The sequence below is a fragment of the Streptomyces rubrogriseus genome, assembly GCF_027947575.1.
Taxonomy (GTDB): Bacteria; Actinomycetota; Actinomycetes; order Streptomycetales; family Streptomycetaceae; genus Streptomyces; species Streptomyces rubrogriseus.
Map to the genome: position 1 here is coordinate 4,238,722 of NZ_CP116256.1, position 19,641 is coordinate 4,258,362.

Genomic DNA, 19,641 nt, shown 5'->3' on the forward strand with positions numbered 1-19,641 from the left:
TGGCGGGCTGCCGTACTGGAGAGTGCGTGCCGGGCAGGTGCGGCGGCACAGTCCATCCTTGCCCGGAAACCGCCGAAAACGGGCGGTAGGCTGCGGACACATGATGGTCGACAAGAGACATCCAGCCCCCACTGGCCAGGCCGGCCCGGCAGAGGTCCCCTTGTACGGCTTCCAGCCCCCGGTGGGCACGCCCTTCGGGCTGGAGGTGAGCACCGTGGAGGACTTCTTCGCCGAGCACGACGACTGGCCGTGGAACCCGCCCCGTCCGGTCCGCGTCTCCTTCCACTACCTCATCGCGGTCACCGAGGGTGAGCTGCTCCACGACGTCGACCACCTCACGCGGAGCGTCGCCCCCGGCCAGTGGCTGTGGGTGCGGCCCGGGCACACACTGTGCTGGCATCCGCCCGGCACCGCCCGCGGCCCGTTCATCCTGTTCGAACCGGACGTCCTCACACCCGGCACCGCCCGCCTCCTGGCCCCGCTCACTTCGCACGAGGCCCCCGCCGTGCTCAGCCCGCACCCCGATGACGCCACCTGGCTCCACCTGACGGCACTCCAGCTCCTCGACGAACACCGGGCGCTCTCGGACGCCGCCCCCTCGATGTCCACCATGCCCTGCGGCGAAGCCTGCTCGAATCGCTGCTGCTGCGCCTGGCCAACGCCCCCGGCACCACCCCTACGGGCGCGACGACGGCCGGCACCGGCCGTGGTGACGCCTACGGCCGGTTCGCGGATGCCCTGGAGCTGCACTTCCGTGAACTGCACCGGGCGGCGGACTACGCCGAACTGCTTGGCTGCTCGGTGCGCACCCTGAGCCGAGCCGCCCGGGATGCCACCGGCAAAGGGGTGCGTGACCTCATCGGCGAGCGGCGCCTGCTCGAAGCCCGGCGCCTGCTGGGAGGTGCCCGGTGGGACGCCCGAAGTGTGGCCGCACATCTCGGTTTCTCCGACACCGCCAACTTCGGCCGCTTCTTCCGTGACCGCACCGGCCTCACCCCGGCCGCGTTCGCGTCCGGAGAAGACACGACCGCCCCCTGGGACGACCGCACAGACTCAGACGGTTCTCACCCCCGGCGAAGCAGCTACGGGCGGTTAACGCCCGAGAAAGTCTCGAGGACCTCTTTGGCGTGAGCGGTGGCGTCGTAGGGCATGTCGCCGATCCCCTTGGCGGTCGGCACCGTGGTGACGGGCTCCCACAGCGCACCGGTGTCCCCGCAGGCAAGTGCGAGCAGCGCGTCCCGGACGAACGTGTCGCGGGCGATCTGCGTGTCGCTGGCGCCGGGGCGGGTCTGGCCGACGATGCCGTACATCTCAGTGCCGTGCACGGCGTGCGCTCCCTCGACCGGGCCGACGACGAGCAGGTGCGCGATTCCGCCGGCCGCGGCGTGCGCGAGCGCGCCCCGGGTCTGCGGCAACGTGAAGGAGAAGTCGGTGAGCAGCGCCCCGCGGACCTCGACAGAAGTGCGTCCGTCGATGTCGTAGGCGGCGATGATCCTGCGGGCGCGGCTGCGCGGGATACGGTTCCGGTTGGCGAACTCCGCAACGAGGGCGTCGATGCTGCCCGGGTCGAAGTCCTCTGTCCGGTGCCGGACCCACCAGTCGGTCTCGTGGGTGGTGCTGCTGAAGAGGATGTCGACGTCGCGGTGCTGACCGGACTCGAGGACGCGCATGGGGTGGTCCGTGAGGACGCCGTTCGGCTGCTCCCGGTCATCGGTGATGGCGATGACCTCGTTGTCCACGCCGTGCGCGGCACCGGGATCTGGCGACTGCGTATTGGTCATCGTCTTGGCGAGCAGGTCCGCGTCCACGGCGAGGAGCTGCTCGGGGTCGTCCTGCAGCCCGAGCGCGGTGAGGACGGCGTGGGCGCGCTCTTCCGCGCCCCAGGCCGGCACCTGACGCGATGGCATGCCCGAGAACGCGGCCAGGTGGTGGTAGAGCCCCTCTGCGGACGGTGCGGCGAGGAGGCTGAGGGCGGAGAACGCGCCTGCGCTGTGACCCGTGACCGTGACATTGTTGGGGTCACCACCGAATCGGGCGATGTTCTCCCGCACCCACTGCAACGCGGCGATGATGTGCTGCAGGCCGAGATTCGACGCTTCTGCGAGAGCGCCGCCGTACTGGGACAGGGAGAGCCACCCGAAGGGGCCGAGCCGGTAGTTGAGGGACACGCCGATGGCGCGGCCGGTCGCGGCGAGACCTGAGGCGTTGGAAGTGGTCTGCGTGTTCGCGCCGAGCATCCACCCGCCGCCGAAGACGTACACGATGACCGGGAGCGGCTTGCCCCCGGCGTCGGCGGGTGCCCAGACGTTGAGGTTCAGGCAGTCCTCGCTGAACCCGTTGTCGGCCTCGAGCCAGCTGGTGTCACCGGCCTGGAGCGGCGCCGGCCCCTTCCGGTCGTAGGGAAGGTCGGGGTCGAAGGGCACGGCCTTCGGGCTGCGGAAGCGGTCGGCGGTGGCGTACGGGATGCCGAGCCACGAACGCACGGCGCCCGGTTCGGCGGTAGTGGTGCTGGTCATGCGAGAGAGTCCTTACGGGGATCAGGTGTCGTCTCAGGTCGTAGAGTCGCCGCCGGTGGCGGTCGTGTCCTTGGTGGCCTCGCGGCCGGATGGCAGTTGCTCCCCGTGGCGGAGTCGCTTCGTGATCGCGCGTTCATTGCCGGCGGTGGTGTGCTGGTAGTACGACTCGGGGTCCATGCCGTCGGGGAGCCGCGTCCCGCGATCGGTTCTCAGTCGTCCAGGACGACGACGTGCTTGCCCGGGGTGGTGCCGGATTCGACGTCGTCCTGGGCGTCCTGGACCTGTTCCAGGCCGTGGTAGACCTTCGCGACCGGGACCCTCAGGCGCCCTTCGGCGACGGCCTCGAGCTGGCGGGCGAAAACGTCCGCCGGGAGGTCGGCGGCCTCGCCCGCATAGCTGGTCAGCCGCACCCCGACAGGGATCATGAACGGGGTGAAGTCGTTGATCGACCACTGCCCGGCCAGTGCTCCGGTGAAGCAGACGGTGCCGTGCCGGCGGACGGTGCGCAGGGTGTCTGCGAGGACCGAGCAGCCGACCAGTTCCAGAGCGGCGTCGACACCGTCCGGCATCAGCTCGCGTACCTGGTCGGCGACGGTGCCGTTGTCGATGAGGGGGTGGTCGACGCCCGCATCCCTCAGTTCCCCGGTTCTGTCCGGGCTGCGGGTGGTGGACAGTACGGTGGCGCCGAGGTCCTTCGCGAGCGTGGCCGCGCTCAGCCCGACGGTGGAGGTGCCACCGCGGATCAGCAGCGTCTGCCCCGCCCGCAGATCGAGGCCGGTGGTCAGGGAGCCGTACGCGGTCTGGAACATCTCCGGCAGCGCGCCGACGACGTCCCACGGCAGGCCGGTCTCGAACGGGATGACCTGGGCCGCGGGGACGCTCACGTACTGGGCGTAGGCGCCGTCGTAGGTGCGGCCCATGCCGCCCATCATGGTCGCCACCTGCTGGCCCGGGCGCAGCCCGCTGTCCTCGTCGGCCTCGTCGACCACGCCGACGCCCTCAATGCCGGGGATACGGGGGTAGGTGACCTCCGGGTCCGACTCGCCCTTGCGGGTGGTGACCTCGGACTCGTTGACGCCGAACGCCTTCACCCGGATCCGCACCCAGCCCCTCTCGCGTACGGGCACCGGCACTTCCTTGATCTCCAGGGCCCCGAGGCCGCCGGGCCGGGTGACGACGACGGCCCGCATCATCGCCTGTACGGCGTCGCCAGCTGCTGTTGATTGGCTCATAGCGCGATCCTCACTCCGTTTTGCCTCTCGGCACGCTGTTCCGGATGATGGCCCGCCCGCCGTCAGGGCGGTCGATGCCCTCCCACAGATCGAGGACCTGCTGATAGTGGGCTGTGCCCTCGAAAGAAGAGTTGCCTACGGTTTACGCGACGGGTCTGTCCGGGACAGCGGGTCACAGGCGGGAGTGCTCGCCGGTGGCGAAGGCGAACACAATGCCGGGCTGGACGGAGACGACGCCCTTGCGGTCGTAGGGGAGGTTCGGATCGAAGTTTGCGACTACGGGGCGCCGGTACCGCTCGGCAGTGGCGTACGGGATCCCCCACCAGGACCGCGCCCCTGGCGCAGTCGGAGCCGTAGGTGCGGCGGCGCTCATGGCCTCTCCTTCATACATCGATGGTGCCGTGTTAGGGGGTGCCAGGCCACCTCGGGCAGCTGGGGGCCGCGGCACTTCTCCATGGTGTGCCCGTCTCTGACACCTCCACCATTCAGAAGCGGACAGCCAATGGTCATTCGACGACTTTGTCGGCGTGTCCGCTATTAACACCGCGCAATGCCTCAAGTGGGCGCTCGCCAACCCCGACCTCACGACCGGCGTGTGGGCGACGACCACGAAGCGGGACCGCGCACCGAGCTGCGCAAGCAACTTGTAACGCGGTGGCCGAGTTGTGCCAGAAATCGAGGACCCGAGGGTACGGCCTCATCGCACGCCCCTGACCTGCCAACATGCCTGGACGATCCACCGCCGACCGCTCAGGAAACCGCGCGCACTCCGGTTAGTTGTTGCTGACCTTGAGGGAACCGGTCGGCCCCGACCACCGACCACACAAACCCGACCACGATCACGAACAGGCACGAAACCCGTGGTCAGCCCGACCACGGCCGCCACAGGTCCACGGCGGCCGGCTCCAGCCACCATCACGACGGGACGAGGATGCGCGTGCCGGCATGCGGGAGGACGAGGCCTGGCTCCCGGCTGTGTCAGCGGACTGACTGTGCAGCCCGAGGCGACTGTGCATCCGGGTTGTGCGCACTCGCCACGCCCTCCGGCTGCGCAGGACCCCCGCCCTCGTTGTGTAGCCGCCGCGTGCGCATTGAGCGCCGAGACCACTGTGCAGCTGCGAGTGTGCACACCGCCTGGCACGTGAAAGGCACCCGTGGTCGGTACGACCATGGGTCCGACCCTGGCTGGTCAAGGGCATGCCGCGAATTTGTGGAGGGTGGTCGGTGGTGGTGGCCGCCTGTCTTGGGCGGGCCGATGATGGCGATCCTTGAAATGGAAGCCTGGCCTCGATTCCGTACGTGATCTTGGTGCTGCGGCAGGCTGCCACTGAATCGGTCTGGCCTCTCGTCCCTGCTGTCGAAGCGGCAGCGCCGGCGAGCGCCGGATTACCGATGCGGTCCCTGCCTTCGGCAGGATGGGCGCATGACCGAAATCCGTACACCCCGTCTTCTCCTCCGTAGCTGGCACGACGACGACCTCGCGTCGATGGCGGACATCAACGCCGACCCACGGGTTATGCGCTGGACTGACGACGGCTCGGTGCGCGACCTGGACCGCACAGCCGAGGACATCGAACGCTGGGAGGAGGAGTGGGACGAGGAGGGATTCGGACTCTTCGCCGTCGAACTGCTGGCCTCGGGCGAACTGATCGGCTTCACAGGACTGTCCGTGCCCGAGTTCCTGCCGGAGGTGATGCCCGCAGTGGCGATCAACTGGCGGCTCGGCTCACCGTTCTGGGGCCAGGGATACGCGTCCGAAGCCGCGCACGCCACACTGGAGTTCGCACTCCAGGACCGCGGCCTGGACCGTGTCATCAGCATCAGCCGGGTGGGGGACAACGCCTCCGAGAACGTCATCCGCAAGCTTGGCATGGCGCCCGAGCGGGAGACGACCCACCCGGTATACGGCTACCCACTGCGCGTTCACGCCATCGACCTCACCGAGTTCCAGGCATGAACCCGCCCAGCCGTCGATCACCACAAGACAGCCGACCACTGCCCCTGCGTCCCTGAACGCGTTGGTCCCGACGACAGGAACACCCAGGCAGGGACGGCCCCTCCCTGCCACTGACACGCTCCTTCACGGAACTGGGGACAGAGCCAACTTCAGATATCGCCAGCAGGAGAGGCCCTCGTGGTCAGCCCGACCACAGCCCCGACCACGGTCCACGGCAGGATGTGCGCCAGCACCGGGAGACGAATTGCGGCTCCCGGCCGCGTATCAGCGGACTGACCGTGCAGCCCGAGGCGACGGTGAACGATCCCGCCTGCAGTGTCGACCTCCGCCCAGTGCGCTATCAGTTCGCCACCGTTCGGGGCGACTCGCACGACGACAACTGGCTGGTCATTGAGGGCACGGTGGCGACTTCTGAGGGAAAGTGGTCGTTCGCCGATCCGTGTTTGCTCACCGACGAGGCCCGTCAGGTGTCTGCATGGCTGCGCGCGGTAGCCGCAGGGACGGTGGACGTCACCGAACCTGATGCCGACGGTGAGCTGTCGCCGGACACGTGTTTCATCGAGCCGGTCGTGGCTTTCAGCCTCGCGCATCGAATCGAGGGCGGGACCCAGGTGATCCGCGTTCATCTGTCTCTGGAGGCGGCACCTCCGTGGCAACAGGGCGAGGGTGGGCCTGGCATCTACCAGTACGGCGTGGAGGTCAGCTTGGACGCCGCAGCGCTGCTGCACGCGGCTGACGAGTGGGACCTCCCTTTGGCTTCCCTCCCGTCCCGCTGATCCAGCCACCCGACACTCCCCGGACAACCGATTCCTACCTGCCGGGGGTGGGTGTCCCTCCACGATCCGGTGAATGCTGGATCCCGAACTGCTGGAACGGATCACCGCGCGGTGCAGCAACGGGGGAGGGGCAGCCGACGGTGCCTTCGTTGGCGTCGCCCGTGGTGCTGCACGCGGCGGGGGGCGATGGCGGTCAGGCCGACGGTCCGGCGGGGGGCCTCTATGTCTTTCGTCAAGCGGCGCGCGGCGTTTTGGGCTCGTAGAAGGTGCTGTCGCGGAGCATCGAGACAGCGCACTGGTGCGGTGGCGGACCAGGCAAAGGGGGCTCGGGTATGGGTCTTTCCGAAGGCCGCGCTATGCCAGCCGCTCGGCGAGCGGACCATCTCCGCGAGGGCCTGCCCCGGCACCAGCCGAGTCACAACTCGGGGGACTCAGGAAGGTGTGCACGCCTCGGCGATCGATACGCTGTTCTCGTAGAGATGATGCCGGGTGATCCGGCCCTCCTCAACGGTGAGGCGCAGCGAGAAGGGGCCCTCGAAGGACTTCCCCGTCGCGCGTACGGTCCCCGAGAGGTAGCCCATCAGGACGGCGTCGGTGCCGTCAACGAGGAACGTGTCGACGGAGGCCCGTGCATCCTCGGCCACCGTGTGGTCGGCTAGCTCCGTGAACTGGGCGGCGCATTCGGCTCCGGTAGAGCGCGGCCGGATCCACGGTACGGCGGGGTTCTCGGCGAGTAGCCAGTCGACGTCGTCCGCGAAGAGCGCGACGAGCCGCTCGACATCCCCGGCCATCCGGGCGGCGAGGAACTCCTGGACGACGTGGCGGGTGGTGTCGGTGACGGAACTCGCGGTGAGGTCAGAGGACTTGATGGGCATGGTTGCTCCTCGCGCCTAAGGTGCCGGAACCCTCGTCGGGATCTCGTTGACATGGACCACGCTGCCGCAGCACGGGAGCGTGGTCGATTACGTCAGAGGTAGTGGCTGGGTGGAGGGCTACTACGTCCGTCGTCAAGCCCGAGTTGGTCATGCGGTGGCTGCTTCGGGGGGGCGTGGTTCGTAGAAGGTGCCGTCGCGGAGCATGGCGAAGAGCACGCTGATGCGGTGGCGGGCGAGGCGGAGGAGGGCTTGCGTGTGGGTTTTCCCACGTGCCCGGCATTGGTCGTAAGACGTGCGGGAGGTGGGTTCGTGCAGGGCGGCGAAGGCAGAGAGAAACATGGTCCGTTTGAGCTGCCGGCTCCGCCTCGGGGCGCGTGTTCGCCGTGGATCGAGGTGCCGGACGACTTCGTGGCCGGGGCGAGGCCGACATAGGGGGCGAGGTGGGAGGCGGTGGGGAAGCCGGTGCCGTCGTCGACGGTGACCGTCTCCGTCGAGTCCGCCGCTCCGTGACTTCGATGACCGCGAGGTCGGGTCGGACGTGACAGGGCACCCCGCCGTTCTTGAAAGGAGCGTCGCGTCTGAAGAAGACCTGAAGAGGAACGCTGGGAAGTCAAGCGCAACCTGATCGGCTACACGCCCAACTGGACATCGTGGAGTGCCGGGGCCTGATCCGCCGCGACGACATCGGCGTCGGCGTCGGCCGCCGGGCTCACGAACGGTACGCGGCGACCGCCGACGACCTCACCTCGGCGCGTGGCGAGTCGACGTGGACCATGCACCTCAGGCGCGACGACTGGGACGTCAACGTCGTGACCCACTCCCGGCTCACCTTGCGACGAACAGAGTTTCTTCGTGGACGTCACGCTCGACGGCTAGGAAGCGGGTCGCCGTGTGTTCTCCCGCACTTGGAACGAAACGGTGCCGCGGTACCGGATGTGACCGCGCGGTCAGGCGGTCGTTCTGCCCCGGACTGCACTGTCGGGCACGCCCATCGAGGTGAGCGCCTGGTGCGCACAGGCGGTGTCGCGGGCCTGTGGGACCCCGGACGGCCTCGGAAGCATCCGTCACGCACGCCGGGGCAGTCGCAATGCACGGCAACTCGTCCCGACGCGACCAGAGATGAGCGTGATGACGTGACTTACCCCGAACACCCGGGAACTCCCGCCGACGCGGCACGGACGCACCCCGGAGCCGACACGGGACGCAGCAACGGACTGGCCGTCGCCGCGCTCGTTCTCGCGATCCTGGCCGTCCTCCTCTTCTGGACCGTCGTCGGCGGGGTGGTGCTGGGAATCCTGGCGCTGATTTTCGGCATCATCGGCGCCCGCAGGGCCCGAGGCGGCCGAGCACCGCACCGCAAGATGTCCATCGTCGCGGCAGTGCTGGGGACGCTGGGACTCATCGCCTCCGTGGTGATCATCGCGATCGGCGCGTCGATCTTGAACTCGGACGAGTTCAAGGACTTCGACGACTGCGTTCAGCACGCCGACACCCAGAGCGAGCGCGACGCCTGCGCGAACGACTTCGAGGAGGACATCAACAACTGACGCGGCCGACGGCCCGGTCCCGCCGACGACGCCGTGGCGAGCCACAGCGACAAGCATCCAGCCAGGTGCGGTGGACCGGGTCGGCCCGGTCGGGGTCGGGCACCGGGAAGGCGGAGGAAGGAGCTGCGCTGCCTGAAGCGTGCCGACTCGGAGACGCTCACGAACTTCGCCGAGTGGTGCGCGACCACCTGAACTGAACCGCCCCCCGGCTACCCCTTGCTGGGGTACTTGTGCCCTCGGTCGGCCCTCACCATCTGTTCCACGCCTAGGAACGACCAGGGGGGAACCGGGATGCCGGACACACTCCCGTCCGCGCCCGCAGTCATCGAGGGGCGCGTCAGCATCGTCCGGCTGCACGGCGAGGCGTGCTTCGACTGCGGTGCCGTCAACATCGTGGAGCCCGACCCGGCGGCCGTCCGCATCCTGACCCCGGGTCCTTCTCGTGCAGGTGATGCGGTTGTGAAGGCGATCATCGGGCTGCTCGTGCACGTGGCGGCCGTCTCGGTGCCGGTCCTCGCCCTGGTGCTGGCGCGGACACCGAACTGACGCACCCCCGCGGCGGCCGCAGGGTCAGGGTCGCACGCCAATCACGCCCGTCCCGTCGCAGGACCGCAAGCCTCCGGCGGGACGGGTCTGCCACACGCCTCCACCCCGCCGCGACCCACCCCGGGCCGGATGACCGCAGTACTGGAACCGTCGGCCAACACCGCGCCCGGCGGCGTGACGTTCCTGGAGCTGGAGGTCACCGGCCGGTGCCAGCCGATGTGTTCGTCGCACTGATACGCCGAAGCGGGCCCGACCAAGGAGCACGGCACGATGACCGGCGACGACTACCTTCTCACGTTGCGGGCCATCGCGGCGCAGCCGCGAGCGGCCGCCGGTCGCGCCGGGCCGTGTACCCGCCGATCCACAGCCCCGCCCCGACGAGGGCCAGCACGAGCCCGAGCCCACCGGTCGCCAGCGGCACCGGCGGTACGACGAACCCCTCCCGTACGCGCCCGAGCACGCCGGAGGCCGTGACGCTGCCCGACTGCTCGTCGAGGGAGAAGCGTGAGTCGTTCGAGTTTCCCCGGTTGTCACCCAGCAGGAACAAGCGCCCGTCAGGGACCCGCACGTCGTACGGTGCGGCCGCGGAGGACAACTCGTCGCGCCGTACGTAGGGTTCGTCGAGCTGCTTCCCGTTCACCACGACACGGGCCCCGTCGCTCTCCACGTGATCACCGCCCTTCCCGATGACCCGCCGCAGGACCGGGGCACCCTGGTATCGGCCGGGCACACGAACGAGCACGACGTCGCCTCGGCGTATTTCGTTCACGCCGATGTGCTCGACGACCAGGTGCTCGCCCTGGCGGTACCCGGGCTCCATCGACTCGCTCTGGACGGTGACCCCCTGGTGACGCGCGAAGAAGTAGCCCGTGCTCCCCAGCACCAGGGCCAGCCCCAGCGGGGCCAACACCCAGCCCGCGACTCTCAGTCGTCCGCCCACTCTCCGCTGCCGCATGAACGCCCCTCCCCGACAACCGCCCCGGGCGGGCGGACCAGCAGAGATTAGCGTCCCGGACGGAAACGCACTTACCGCCCGGACCGCATCCGAGCCACGGCACCCGCGCCCTGCCCGCGGTCAGCCCTGCCCGCCGGTCAACCCTGACCGCGGGGCAGCCCCCGGTCGCAGCCCGTGCCGTCGCCGGACCCGGACCCGGACCCGGCCCTGGACCCGGACCGGCCGGGTCTCCCTCGAAGGCACTTCACTCCCCGGGGCCGTCGAATGCGGCCGGTGCCGGCAGTCGCCTCACTGGCGTCCCCGGCGTTGGCTGGCGACCGAGCCAAGGACGCCCCGGTGCGCGGTTCCGTACGGCGACACACCTTGCCGAGAGCGTGACTGCCCGGTAGGGCCACCGCATCAGATCCCCGGCTGCCCTCACCCGACCGGCGCAGTGGCGGCGCGCCTCGCCGAATCGGCGGCGCCTCACGCGGAAGCGGTGTGTGCGACGGGCCTGAGGCGCTCCTGGCGTGCGACACGGGCGGTCCGTGCGGTCGCGGCGAACACCAAGGGTGCGCGAAAGTTGGGTCATGTGCGGCCGGTACGTCTCCACCCGCGGTCCTGAAGATCTCGCCCGGCAGTTCCAGATCGCCGACCGGGACCTCGACGATCCCCTGGCGCCGAGCTGGAACGTAGCGCCGACCGACGAGGTGTGGGCCGTCCTCGAACGCATCCCGGCCGACGCCGGTGGCGGCGCCCCGGCGGCACGACATCTGCGGAAGCTGCGCTGGGGCCTGGTACCTTCCTGGGCCCGGGACACGAAGATCGGCGCCCGACTGATCAACGCCCGGGTGGAGACGGTCCACGAGAAACCGGCCTTCCGCACCGCGTTCGCCCGGCGCCGCTGCCTCCTGCCGGCCGACGGGTTCTACGAGTGGCAGCGCATCGAGGACCCGGAGACGGGAAAGGCCCGGAAGCAGCCCTACTTCATCCACGCGGCGGACGACCGGGCGATGGCCCTTGCGGGGCTGTACGAGTACTGGCGTGACCCGGACGCCGGACACGACGACGACCCGTCGGCCTGGCTGACCACCTGCACCATCATCACCACCGAGGCCACCGACTCCGCCGGACGCGTCCATCCCCGCATGCCGCTGACCGTCGCCGACGACCACTACGACGTGTGGCTCGACCCCTCCCGCCAGGACACCGGCGCGCTGCGCGACCTCCTGGAGCAGCCCGCCGGCGGCCGGCTCGACGCCCGCCCCGTCTCCACGGCGGTCAACAACGTCCGCAACAACGGCCCACAGCTGCTCGAAGCGGTCACCGGCCCGGCGCCCGGGGCCACTCCGCCCGGTTGAGCCCTCAGCCGCCGAACAACCGGCGCCTCGCGAAAGACCGGTTGAACGTCACCCGCCCAGCGGCAAGGATGAACGTCACCCGCCCAGCGGCAAGGATGAACGTCACCCGCCCGACGGCAAGGATGACGGCATGCGAAGCATCATGGTCATGGACGCCCCCTCGAACCTGGGCCTGCGCCCCCCGGCCCCCAGCACCGTCCCCGGCTGCTACAAGCTGGCCGGGGCGCTGCGGGACAACGGGATCGTACGCAGGCTCGGCGCCCTCGAAGGCGGTGTCGTCGTGCCACCTCGCTACGACCGGGGCGACTGGCAGGAGGGCGACGGCGTCTTCAACGCACACGCCATCGCCGCTTACACGCGCTCCCTCGCCGACCGTATCGAGGGGCACGTGTCCGCCGGTCACTTCACCCTGGTCCTCGGCGGGGACTGCTCCATCCAACTCGGTGCCGCGCTGGCCCTGCGCCGTCTCGGCCGGTACGGCCTGGTGTCGATCGACGCCTCTCCCGACTTCCGCCATCCGGGCACCTCCGACCGGATCGGCGCCGCCGGCGGCGAGGAACTCGCCCTCGCGACCGGGCGCGGGCAGGAGGACCTGACCGACCTCGAAGGACTGCGGCCCTACCTCCGGGACGAGGACGTCCGGCTCTTCGGCACCCGGGACGCGTTCGTGGACGACGTGGACGTCGCCGAACTGCGCGCGCTGAAGGTCCCCGTCACCACCGTCTCCGACCTCCGCCGCACCGACCCCGGCAGCCTGGGCGCCGCGACCGCCGCAGACCTCGGGGCGGCGGCCCTCGACGGCTTCTGGGTCCACCTGGACGCCGACGTCCTCGACCCCTCGGTCATGCCCGCGGTCGACAGCCCGGACCCCGACGGCCTGCTGCCCGGCGAACTCACCGCCCTGCTGCGCCCGCTCGTACGGTCCCCGCGCTGTGCGGGGCTCAACGTCACCATCTACGACCCCGACCTGGACCCCGACGGCAGCGCGGGCGCCCTCCTGACCGACCTGGTGGTTGCCGCCTTCACCACCGACTGAGACGCGCGACCGGGACACGCGGGGGACGGCTCCGCCGCTCGCACGGCGTGGTGGCCGTCAGGCAACCGGCCGCCAGCCCAACGCGGGACCGACCCGCGGCCGTCATCGCCTTCGTCCTCACCCCGCTGACGGCCGTCGTCACCAAGGGCAAGTACGACCTGCGCCGCGCCGGCGACGGAATCGACGAGCCACTGCTCGACGCCGACGGCAACCCGAGCGCGACGACGTACGACTGTCACGTCTGCCACCAGCCCTACGAGCGTCCCGACCTGGCCGCGTGCCAGACACACGACGCCGTGGTCTGTTCACTCTGCCTGAGCACGGACAAGGTCAAAGACCACGTGCTGCCGGCGCAGCCGACCGTCGTCCGAACGCCGGGGCCGGGCGGCGGGGCCGACCAGAGCCCGCGGTCCACGAGCCGTTGGACCACGGAGCGCCGTGGCGTCCCACCTCCCGGTCGACGTGGCCTCCGCAGGTCGCCGTGGTGACAGGTCAGACACCATCGCCGGTGGCACCCGGCGATCCGGGTGACTGGGCGATCTCCCGTTCGGCGGCTTCGATCAGGGCCAGCACGGCATCCGCGGCGGCCACGGGGTCACGGGCCTCGACGGCCTGCACGACGGCGCGATGACCCGGCAGTGAGGCTTCCACCGCGCCGGGGGTCTGGGTGCTGATGAGGAAACTGTGTTCCAGCGCGATCTCGACAGCGCGGCCCAGTGAGCCGAGGAGGCGGTTGCCGCCCGCGTCGAGCAGCGCCCGGTGGAAGGCGATGTCGGCCTCGACGTACCCGCTGCGACCGGGAGCCGCCGCCGCGGCCTCCATGGCCGCCAGGGACTCGTAGAGGACTCGTACGTCGTCGGGGCCCGCCCGGTCGGCGGCGAGCCGGGCGGCCTCCGGCTCGACGATCCGGCGCAGTTCACCCGTGTCGCGCAGCAGCGCGGTGGCGTCTCCCGCCTGCTTCCATCGCAGTACGTCACGGTCCAGATGGTTCCACTGCTCCGGAGGCAGCACACGCGTGCCGGTGCGGGGCCGTACATGCAGCATGCCCTTGGCCACCAGTGACTTCACCGCCTCCCGCAACACCCCTCGGCTGACGCCGATCTCGGCCGCGAGGGCGTCCTCGACCGGCAGCGGGGCCCCCGGCACCCACACCCCCGCCACGATGCGCCGTCCGAGTTCGTCGACCACGCGCTGGTGCGTGGTCTGGAAATTCTCCACGATCTCCGCTTCCCTCTGGACGCCATTCATCGAATCATTCAATGATTGTGTGACAGGGTACGGCCTGCGGGCCACCACCCGACCACGACCCATCGCGAAGCGGACGAACGCCAGAGCCACGGGAGTGCCTACATGACGGACGGTCAGCAGACGAGTCGCCGCAGCCAGGCGTGGTTCGGCGCACGGGGCCGCAGCGGGATGGTGTACCGCTCCTGGATGCGCAACCAGGGCTTCGGGCACGAGGTGTTCGACGGGCGCCCCGTCATCGGCATCGCGACCAGCGCCTCCGAACTCGCCCCGTGCAATGCCCACCTGACCCGCGTCGCCGAAGCCGTCAAGCGCGGCGTGTGGCAGGCGGGCGGCCTGCCCCTGCAGTTCCCCACCATGGCCACCGGCGAGACCCTGATGCGCCCCACCGCCATGCTGTACCGCAACCTCATGGCCATGGAGGTCGAGGAACTGATCCGGGCCAACCCGCTCGACGGTGTCGTGCTGCTGTCCGGCTGCGACAAGACGACCCCCGCCATGCTCATGGGAGCCGCCAGTGTCGACCTGCCCGCCGTCATGGTCACCGGTGGCCCGATGCTCAACGGCAAGTACCGCGGCCAGGACGTGGGTTCGGGCACCCACGTGTGGAAGTTCGAGGAAGACCTGAAGACCGGCCGGATGACCGAGGAGGAGTGCTACTTCGCGGAAGGCTGCATGGCCCGCTCCAACGGGCACTGCATGACGATGGGGACCGCCTCGACCATGGCCTGCATGGCCGAGGCGCTCGGCATGCAGCTGCCGGGCTCGGCGGCCTGGCCCGCGGTCGACTCCCGCCGGATGGAGACCGCGCAGGCGGCCGGGCAGCGCATCGTGCGGATGGTGGAGGAGGAGCTGCGCCCCTCGCGGATCCTGACCCGGGAGGCGTTCGAGAACGCCGTCCGGGTCAACGCGGCCATCGGCGGCTCCACGAACGCCATCATCCACCTCACCGCCCTCGCCGGACGTGTCGGCGTCGAGTTGAGCCTGTCGGACTTCGACGACCTGGCGCGCGCGGTGCCGACCCTGGTCAACCTGATGCCCAGCGGCAAGTACCTCATGGAGGACTTCTGCTACGCGGGCGGCCTCCCGGCCGTCCTGGCCGAACTGCTCGACGGCGATCTGCTGCACGGCGGGCAGATCACGGTCACCGGACGCACCATCGCCGAGAACACCGAGGAAGCCGAACGCTTCGACTCCGACGTCATCACCCGACTCGACGCCCCCTTCCAGCCGGCCGGCACCGGTATCGCCGTCCTGCACGGCAACCTGTGCCCCGACGGGGCCGTGATCAAGCAGTCCGCCGCGTCACCGCACCTGCTCACCCACCGCGGCCCCGCGCGCGTCTTCGACTCCCCGGAGGCCTACCACGAGGTGGCCGACGACCCGGAACTCGACATCGACGAGAACACCGTCATCGTCATCCGCAACGCGGGCCCCAAGGGCTACCCCGGCATGCCCGAGGTCTCCAACGTCCCGCTGCCCGCCAAGCTGCTCAAGGCCGGCGTCACCGACATGGTGCGCGTCTGCGACGGCCGGATGAGCGGCACCGGGTACGGGACGGTGGTCCTGCACGTGGCGCCCGAGGCCGCCGTCGGCGGACCCCTCGCCCTGGTCCACGACGGGGACCCCGTCGTCCTCGACGTCCCCAACCGCACCCTGCGCCTGGACGTGGACGACGCCGAGCTCGCCCGCCGCCGGAAGACGTGGCGGGCACCCGACGAGCGGTACGACAGCGGCTACACCTGGCTGTACACGCAGAACGTGGAACAGGCCGACCAGGGCGCCGACTTCGGGTTCCTGCGCGGAACCCGCGGACACGAGGTCCCCCGCGACTCCCACTGAGCCCGGGCCCCGACCACCGCACCCCTCGAACCCAGGAGAGCAGCGATCGTGGAACCTGGAGCAGCGCGCCCGCGTCCGGTCCTCACCACCGGCTCCGTCCTGCCGGAGGACGCCGATCGCGCGACCCTCGTCGCACGCGTTCACGCCCCCGAGTACGACGGGCCATGTGTGGCCGCCGTTCGCGGCGAGCGCGTAGTCGACCTGACGGCCGTCGTTCCCACCGTCTCCGACCTCATGGAACGCGACGACGCGGTGGCTGTCGTCCGCGAGGCCGACGCAGGACACGGCTGGCGTCTGGACGAACTGCTCGAAGCACCCGTCGGCCGCCGCGACGTCCCCCATCTGCTCGCCCCCGTCGACCTGCAAGTGATCAAGGCCGCCGGCGTCACCTTCGCGGGCAGCCTGCTGGAACGCGTCATCGAGGAGCGCACCGGCGGCGACCCGGCGCAGGCCGCCCGGGTGCGGGAGCGGGTGACGAAGGCGGTCGGCGGCACGCTCGAGGGCATCCGTCCGGGATCGCCCGAGGCGGACAGGGCCAGAGAACTACTGGTCGCCGAGGGACTGTGGTCGCAGTACCTGGAGGTCGGCATCGGGCCGGACCCGGAGGTGTTCACCAAGGCACCGGTACTGTCCGCGGTCGGCGTCGGCGCCGACATCGGGGTGCTCGGCGCCTCGGTGTGGAACAATCCCGAGCCCGAGGTCGTCCTCGTCGTGGACTCGCGCGGCCGGGTGCGCGGTGCGACGCTCGGCAACGACGTCAACCTCCGTGACATCGAGGGACGCAGCGCCCTGCTGCTGGGCCGTGCGAAGGACAACAACGCCTCGTGCGCGATCGGCCCGTTCATCCGCCTGCTCGACGAGGACTTCGACCTCGACACCGTACGCGGGCTCGACATCGGCCTGCGGGTCGACGGCACGGACGGGTACGTACTGCACGGCAGCAGCACGATGCGGGGGATCAGCCGCGACGTGCTGGACCTGGTGGCCGCCACGCACGGTCCGCACCATCAGTACCCGGACGGGTTCGTGCTGTTCACCGGAACGCTGTTCGCCCCCACGGAGGACCGGCAGGCACCCGGCGCGGGCTTCACCCACGAGTACGGCGACGTCGTGCGGATCTCCAGCCCGCGACTCGGCGCCCTGGTCAACACCGTCGTCCCGAGCGAGCAGGCCGCGCCCTGGACGTTCGGCGTACGAGCGCTGACACGCAACCTGGCCCGGCGCGGCGTCCTGTGAGACACCGAGGACCACCAGGCCTCCGGTCGGCCGCCTGCCGTGCCGCACCCGGCGACCCCGGCGCGGCGACCGACCGGCGGGACGTCCTGGCTCGCTCGGCTCATGCCCGGGCAGCCGGCTCCTGCTCGACCACGGAGCACAGGCGCCGCGTGTGGTCCAGATGGCGTTCGGCTCCGGTCAGCGTGACCCTTGCGATCAGGCGTGGATCCGCACTGGAGGCGGCCAACCTCAGCTCCAGCTCGCCCGGTTCGACCACTCGCCGTCCGTCGCGTCCGGTGAACGATGCGAGATCGGCCGGGACCACGGCACGCAGGCGCCGGGCCTCACCCGGCTCCAGGTCGACCCGGGCATAGCCGACGAGGCGCTGCACCGGCTGGACGACGGAGGCGACCGGGTCGTGCAGATAGAGCTGGACGACCTCGGTCCCGGACCGCCCACCGGTGTTGCGGACGGTGAGGGCGAGGGTGAACTCGCCGTCCGTCGGCGCCTCCCGGGCGTCCACGATCAGGTCTGTCCAGTCGAACCGCGTGTAGGACAGGCCGTGACCGAAGGGGAACGCCGGTGTCGGGTCGACGTTGGACACCTCGCCGGCCTGGGCGAGCCTCGCTCCGAGGTAGGTGGCCGGCTGGGACCCCGGCCCGCGCGGCACGCTGACCGGGAGCCGTCCGGACGGGTTGACGCGTCCGCTGAGCACACCGGCGATCGCGTGAGTGCCCTCCTCACCGGGAAAGAAGGACTGCACGATCGCCGCGGACTCCTGCACGGCGCGGCCGAGGGAGTACGGTCGGCCCGCGAGCAACACGGTGACCAGGGGCGTCTCCACGTCCACCAGGGCGTCGAGCAGTTGCTGCTGCGCCCCGGGCAGCGCCAGCGTCTCGACGTCGCATCCCTCGCCGCTGGTGCCGCGCCCGAAGAGCCCGGCTCGGTCGCCGAGCACCACCAGGGCGATGTCGGCCTCGCGAGCCACCCGGGCGGCCTCGCCCAGCCCGGTGAGGTCGCCGTCGTCGATGCCGGTACCGCGGGCGACCGTGATCTCCGTGTCCGGGAACTCGGCGGCGAGGGCCTCGCGCAGCGTGGGCAACTCGATGCCGTGCGGGGTCCCGGGGTGACGGACGCCGATGTGCTGAGGGAAGGAGTAGCAGCCCAGTACGGCGACGGGCTCGTCGGCGTTGGGGCCGAGCAGGGCGATGCGGCGCGGCCTGTCGAGCGGCAGCGTGCCGTCGTTGCTCAACAGCACGACAGCCTCGTCGGCGACCGTGCGGGCCAGCGCGCGGTTCTCCGGAGTGTCCAGATCGATCCGACCGCGCAGGGCGGCCGGATCGTCGAGGTCCGCCCCTTCGAGTGCGGCCGGCAGAGGATTCCAGTCCGGATCGAGCAGGCCGAGCCTCGCCTTCTGGGTGAGTATCCGGCGAAGGGCCCGATCGACCGACGCCTCCGGAACACGGCCGTCGGCGACCGCCTCGGTCAGGGGAGCGCCGTAGGTCTTGACGTTGGGCAGTTCGACGTCGATCCCCGCTCGCAGCGCCAGGCCGGCGGCGTCGGACCACTCGGCCGCGACGCCGTGCAGGGTCTTGAGGAAGGCGATGGCGAAGTAGTCGGCGACGACGGTGCCCTCGAAGCCCCACGTGTCGCGCAGCAGCCCGGTGAGCAGCTCCTCGTCGGCCGCGGAGGGGACGCCGTCGGTGTCGGTGTAGGCGTTCATCACCGACCGCGCGCCGCCTTCCCGGATCGCCATCTCGAAGGGGGGCAGCAGGACGTCGGCGCGCTCCCGCGGGCCCATGGAGGAGGGCGCGAGGTTGCGCCCGGCGCGCGAGGCCGAGTAGCCGACGAAATGCTTGAGGGTGGCGACGATCCCGGCCGACTCAAGACCCTGCACGTACGCCGTTCCGATGGTGCCGACGAGGTACGGGTCCTCGCCGATGGTCTCCTCGACCCGGCCCCAGCGGGCGTCGCGCACGACGTCCAGGACGGGCGCGAGTCCCTGGTGAACGCCGACGGCACGCATGTCCCGCCCGATGGCGGAGGCCATGCGCCGAACCGTTTCGGGGTCGAAGGTGGCACCCCAGGACAGCGGGACGGGATAGGCCGTCGCGCCCCAGGCGGCGAAGCCGGCCAGACACTCGTCGTGGGCGAGAGCGGGGATGCCGAACCGGTTCGTGGCGGCGATCCGGGCCTGGGTGCGGGCCAGGGAGAGCGCTCCCAGGGCGGGGTCCACCGGAACCGTGCCGAAGGGCCGGGTCAGCTGGCCCAAGCCGGTGGGCAGAAGCGCGTCGAGATCGACGGGCTCCTCCATGTCGTGCTGGTGGGGAGCCACTTCACCGCCCTGATCGGAGGCGCCCACCCAGACTCCGTACAGCTGGGCGGTCTTCTCCTGAAGGGTCATCGCGTCGATCAGGGCGTCGACTCTCGCGGTGACGGAAACGGTGGTGTCGTTCCAGCGGGAGACTCCGGCGGTGTTGTCTACGGCCACGTTGGCGTTCACTTTCCCTCCCACGGCCCGCGGACCCTCGACGTGGGCCGTTACGGGCGAACAAGTAG

Annotated in this window: 15 protein-coding genes and 4 pseudogenes; 10 read left to right on the plus strand and 9 right to left on the minus strand. The window is 70.5% G+C overall.

The window, feature by feature from the left end; translation table 11 throughout:
• Positions 1 to 100 precede the first annotated feature (100 nt).
• Positions 101 to 1,029, plus strand: a pseudogene (locus Sru02f_RS19395) (helix-turn-helix domain-containing protein); the annotation flags it as partial.
• A 53-nt stretch (positions 1,030 to 1,082) separates the two neighbouring features.
• Here the strand turns inward: Sru02f_RS19395 and Sru02f_RS19400 are convergent.
• The 4 genes from Sru02f_RS19400 to Sru02f_RS19415 form a co-directional block, all read right to left on the minus strand.
• Positions 1,083 to 2,516, minus strand: coding sequence for a carboxylesterase family protein (locus tag Sru02f_RS19400; RefSeq protein ID WP_109031251.1), 1,434 nt, complete (start codon positions 2,514 to 2,516; stop codon positions 1,083 to 1,085).
• Positions 2,517 to 2,549: 33 nt separating this feature from the next.
• The gene (locus Sru02f_RS19405) at positions 2,550 to 2,693 is read right to left on the minus strand and encodes a hypothetical protein (RefSeq protein WP_159107517.1); all 144 of its coding nucleotides are present in this window, start codon (positions 2,691 to 2,693) and stop codon (positions 2,550 to 2,552) included.
• A gap of 32 nt (positions 2,694 to 2,725) precedes the next feature.
• Positions 2,726 to 3,748, minus strand: coding sequence for an alcohol dehydrogenase catalytic domain-containing protein (locus Sru02f_RS19410; protein WP_109031252.1), 1,023 nt, complete (start codon positions 3,746 to 3,748; stop codon positions 2,726 to 2,728).
• Between the two features lie 172 nt (positions 3,749 to 3,920).
• Positions 3,921 to 4,121, minus strand: coding sequence for a hypothetical protein (locus Sru02f_RS19415; protein ID WP_244941792.1), 201 nt, complete (start codon positions 4,119 to 4,121; stop codon positions 3,921 to 3,923).
• Positions 4,122 to 5,171: 1,050 nt separating this feature from the next.
• On the opposite strand from Sru02f_RS19415, the gene Sru02f_RS19420 reads away from it, so the two are divergent.
• Both Sru02f_RS19420 and Sru02f_RS19425 read left to right on the plus strand, forming a co-directional pair.
• Positions 5,172 to 5,705: a GNAT family N-acetyltransferase gene (locus Sru02f_RS19420; protein ID WP_109031253.1), complete on the plus strand. Its 534-nt coding sequence runs from the start codon at positions 5,172 to 5,174 to the stop codon at positions 5,703 to 5,705.
• 278 nt (positions 5,706 to 5,983) lie between these two features.
• Positions 5,984 to 6,481 (plus strand): WapI family immunity protein, encoded by a 498-nt coding sequence (locus Sru02f_RS19425; protein WP_244941793.1) that lies wholly within the window; start codon positions 5,984 to 5,986, stop codon positions 6,479 to 6,481.
• 431 nt (positions 6,482 to 6,912) lie between these two features.
• Here Sru02f_RS19425 and Sru02f_RS19430 read toward each other — a convergent pair whose 3' ends face one another.
• On the minus strand, positions 6,913 to 7,356 hold the full coding sequence (locus tag Sru02f_RS19430) for a nuclear transport factor 2 family protein (protein ID WP_109031254.1): 444 nt from the start codon (positions 7,354 to 7,356) through the stop codon (positions 6,913 to 6,915).
• A gap of 147 nt (positions 7,357 to 7,503) precedes the next feature.
• Positions 7,504 to 7,838: pseudogene (locus tag Sru02f_RS19435) on the minus strand (transposase); the annotation flags it as partial.
• A gap of 651 nt (positions 7,839 to 8,489) precedes the next feature.
• Here Sru02f_RS19435 and Sru02f_RS19440 point away from each other — a divergent pair.
• Both Sru02f_RS19440 and Sru02f_RS19445 read left to right on the plus strand, forming a co-directional pair.
• A complete protein-coding gene (locus Sru02f_RS19440; RefSeq protein WP_109031255.1) occupies positions 8,490 to 8,903 on the plus strand; it encodes a hypothetical protein in 414 nt (137 codons plus the stop codon).
• Positions 8,904 to 9,194: 291 nt separating this feature from the next.
• Positions 9,195 to 9,449, plus strand: a complete 255-nt coding sequence (locus Sru02f_RS19445; RefSeq protein WP_109031256.1) for a hypothetical protein — start codon at positions 9,195 to 9,197, stop codon at positions 9,447 to 9,449.
• Between the two features lie 292 nt (positions 9,450 to 9,741).
• Here Sru02f_RS19445 and lepB read toward each other — a convergent pair whose 3' ends face one another.
• Positions 9,742 to 10,404: a signal peptidase I gene (lepB, locus tag Sru02f_RS19450; protein WP_109031257.1), complete on the minus strand. Its 663-nt coding sequence runs from the start codon at positions 10,402 to 10,404 to the stop codon at positions 9,742 to 9,744.
• A 569-nt stretch (positions 10,405 to 10,973) separates the two neighbouring features.
• Between lepB and Sru02f_RS19455 the strand changes: the two genes are divergently transcribed.
• The 3 genes and pseudogenes from Sru02f_RS19455 to Sru02f_RS19465 all read left to right on the plus strand — a co-directional run.
• Complete coding sequence (locus tag Sru02f_RS19455; protein ID WP_109031258.1) at positions 10,974 to 11,744, plus strand: SOS response-associated peptidase; 771 nt, start codon at positions 10,974 to 10,976, stop codon at positions 11,742 to 11,744.
• Positions 11,745 to 11,874: 130 nt separating this feature from the next.
• A complete protein-coding gene (locus tag Sru02f_RS19460) occupies positions 11,875 to 12,780 on the plus strand; it encodes an arginase family protein (RefSeq protein WP_109031259.1) in 906 nt (301 codons plus the stop codon).
• 95 nt (positions 12,781 to 12,875) lie between these two features.
• A pseudogene (locus Sru02f_RS19465) lies at positions 12,876 to 13,139 on the plus strand (allantoin permease); the annotation flags it as partial.
• Between the two features lie 133 nt (positions 13,140 to 13,272).
• Here the strand turns inward: Sru02f_RS19465 and Sru02f_RS19470 are convergent.
• Positions 13,273 to 14,024, minus strand: a pseudogene (locus tag Sru02f_RS19470) (FadR/GntR family transcriptional regulator).
• Between the two features lie 106 nt (positions 14,025 to 14,130).
• Here Sru02f_RS19470 and Sru02f_RS19475 point away from each other — a divergent pair.
• Complete coding sequence (locus Sru02f_RS19475) at positions 14,131 to 15,867, plus strand: IlvD/Edd family dehydratase (protein ID WP_109031261.1); 1,737 nt, start codon at positions 14,131 to 14,133, stop codon at positions 15,865 to 15,867.
• 48 nt (positions 15,868 to 15,915) lie between these two features.
• Positions 15,916 to 17,103, plus strand: a complete 1,188-nt coding sequence (locus tag Sru02f_RS19480) for a fumarylacetoacetate hydrolase family protein (RefSeq protein WP_109031262.1) — start codon at positions 15,916 to 15,918, stop codon at positions 17,101 to 17,103.
• A 100-nt stretch (positions 17,104 to 17,203) separates the two neighbouring features.
• Here the strand turns inward: Sru02f_RS19480 and Sru02f_RS19485 are convergent, their stop codons facing one another.
• Positions 17,204 to 19,585: a beta-xylosidase/alpha-l-arabinosidase gene (locus Sru02f_RS19485; protein WP_109031263.1), complete on the minus strand. Its 2,382-nt coding sequence runs from the start codon at positions 19,583 to 19,585 to the stop codon at positions 17,204 to 17,206.
• Positions 19,586 to 19,641: the final 56 nt, after the last annotated feature.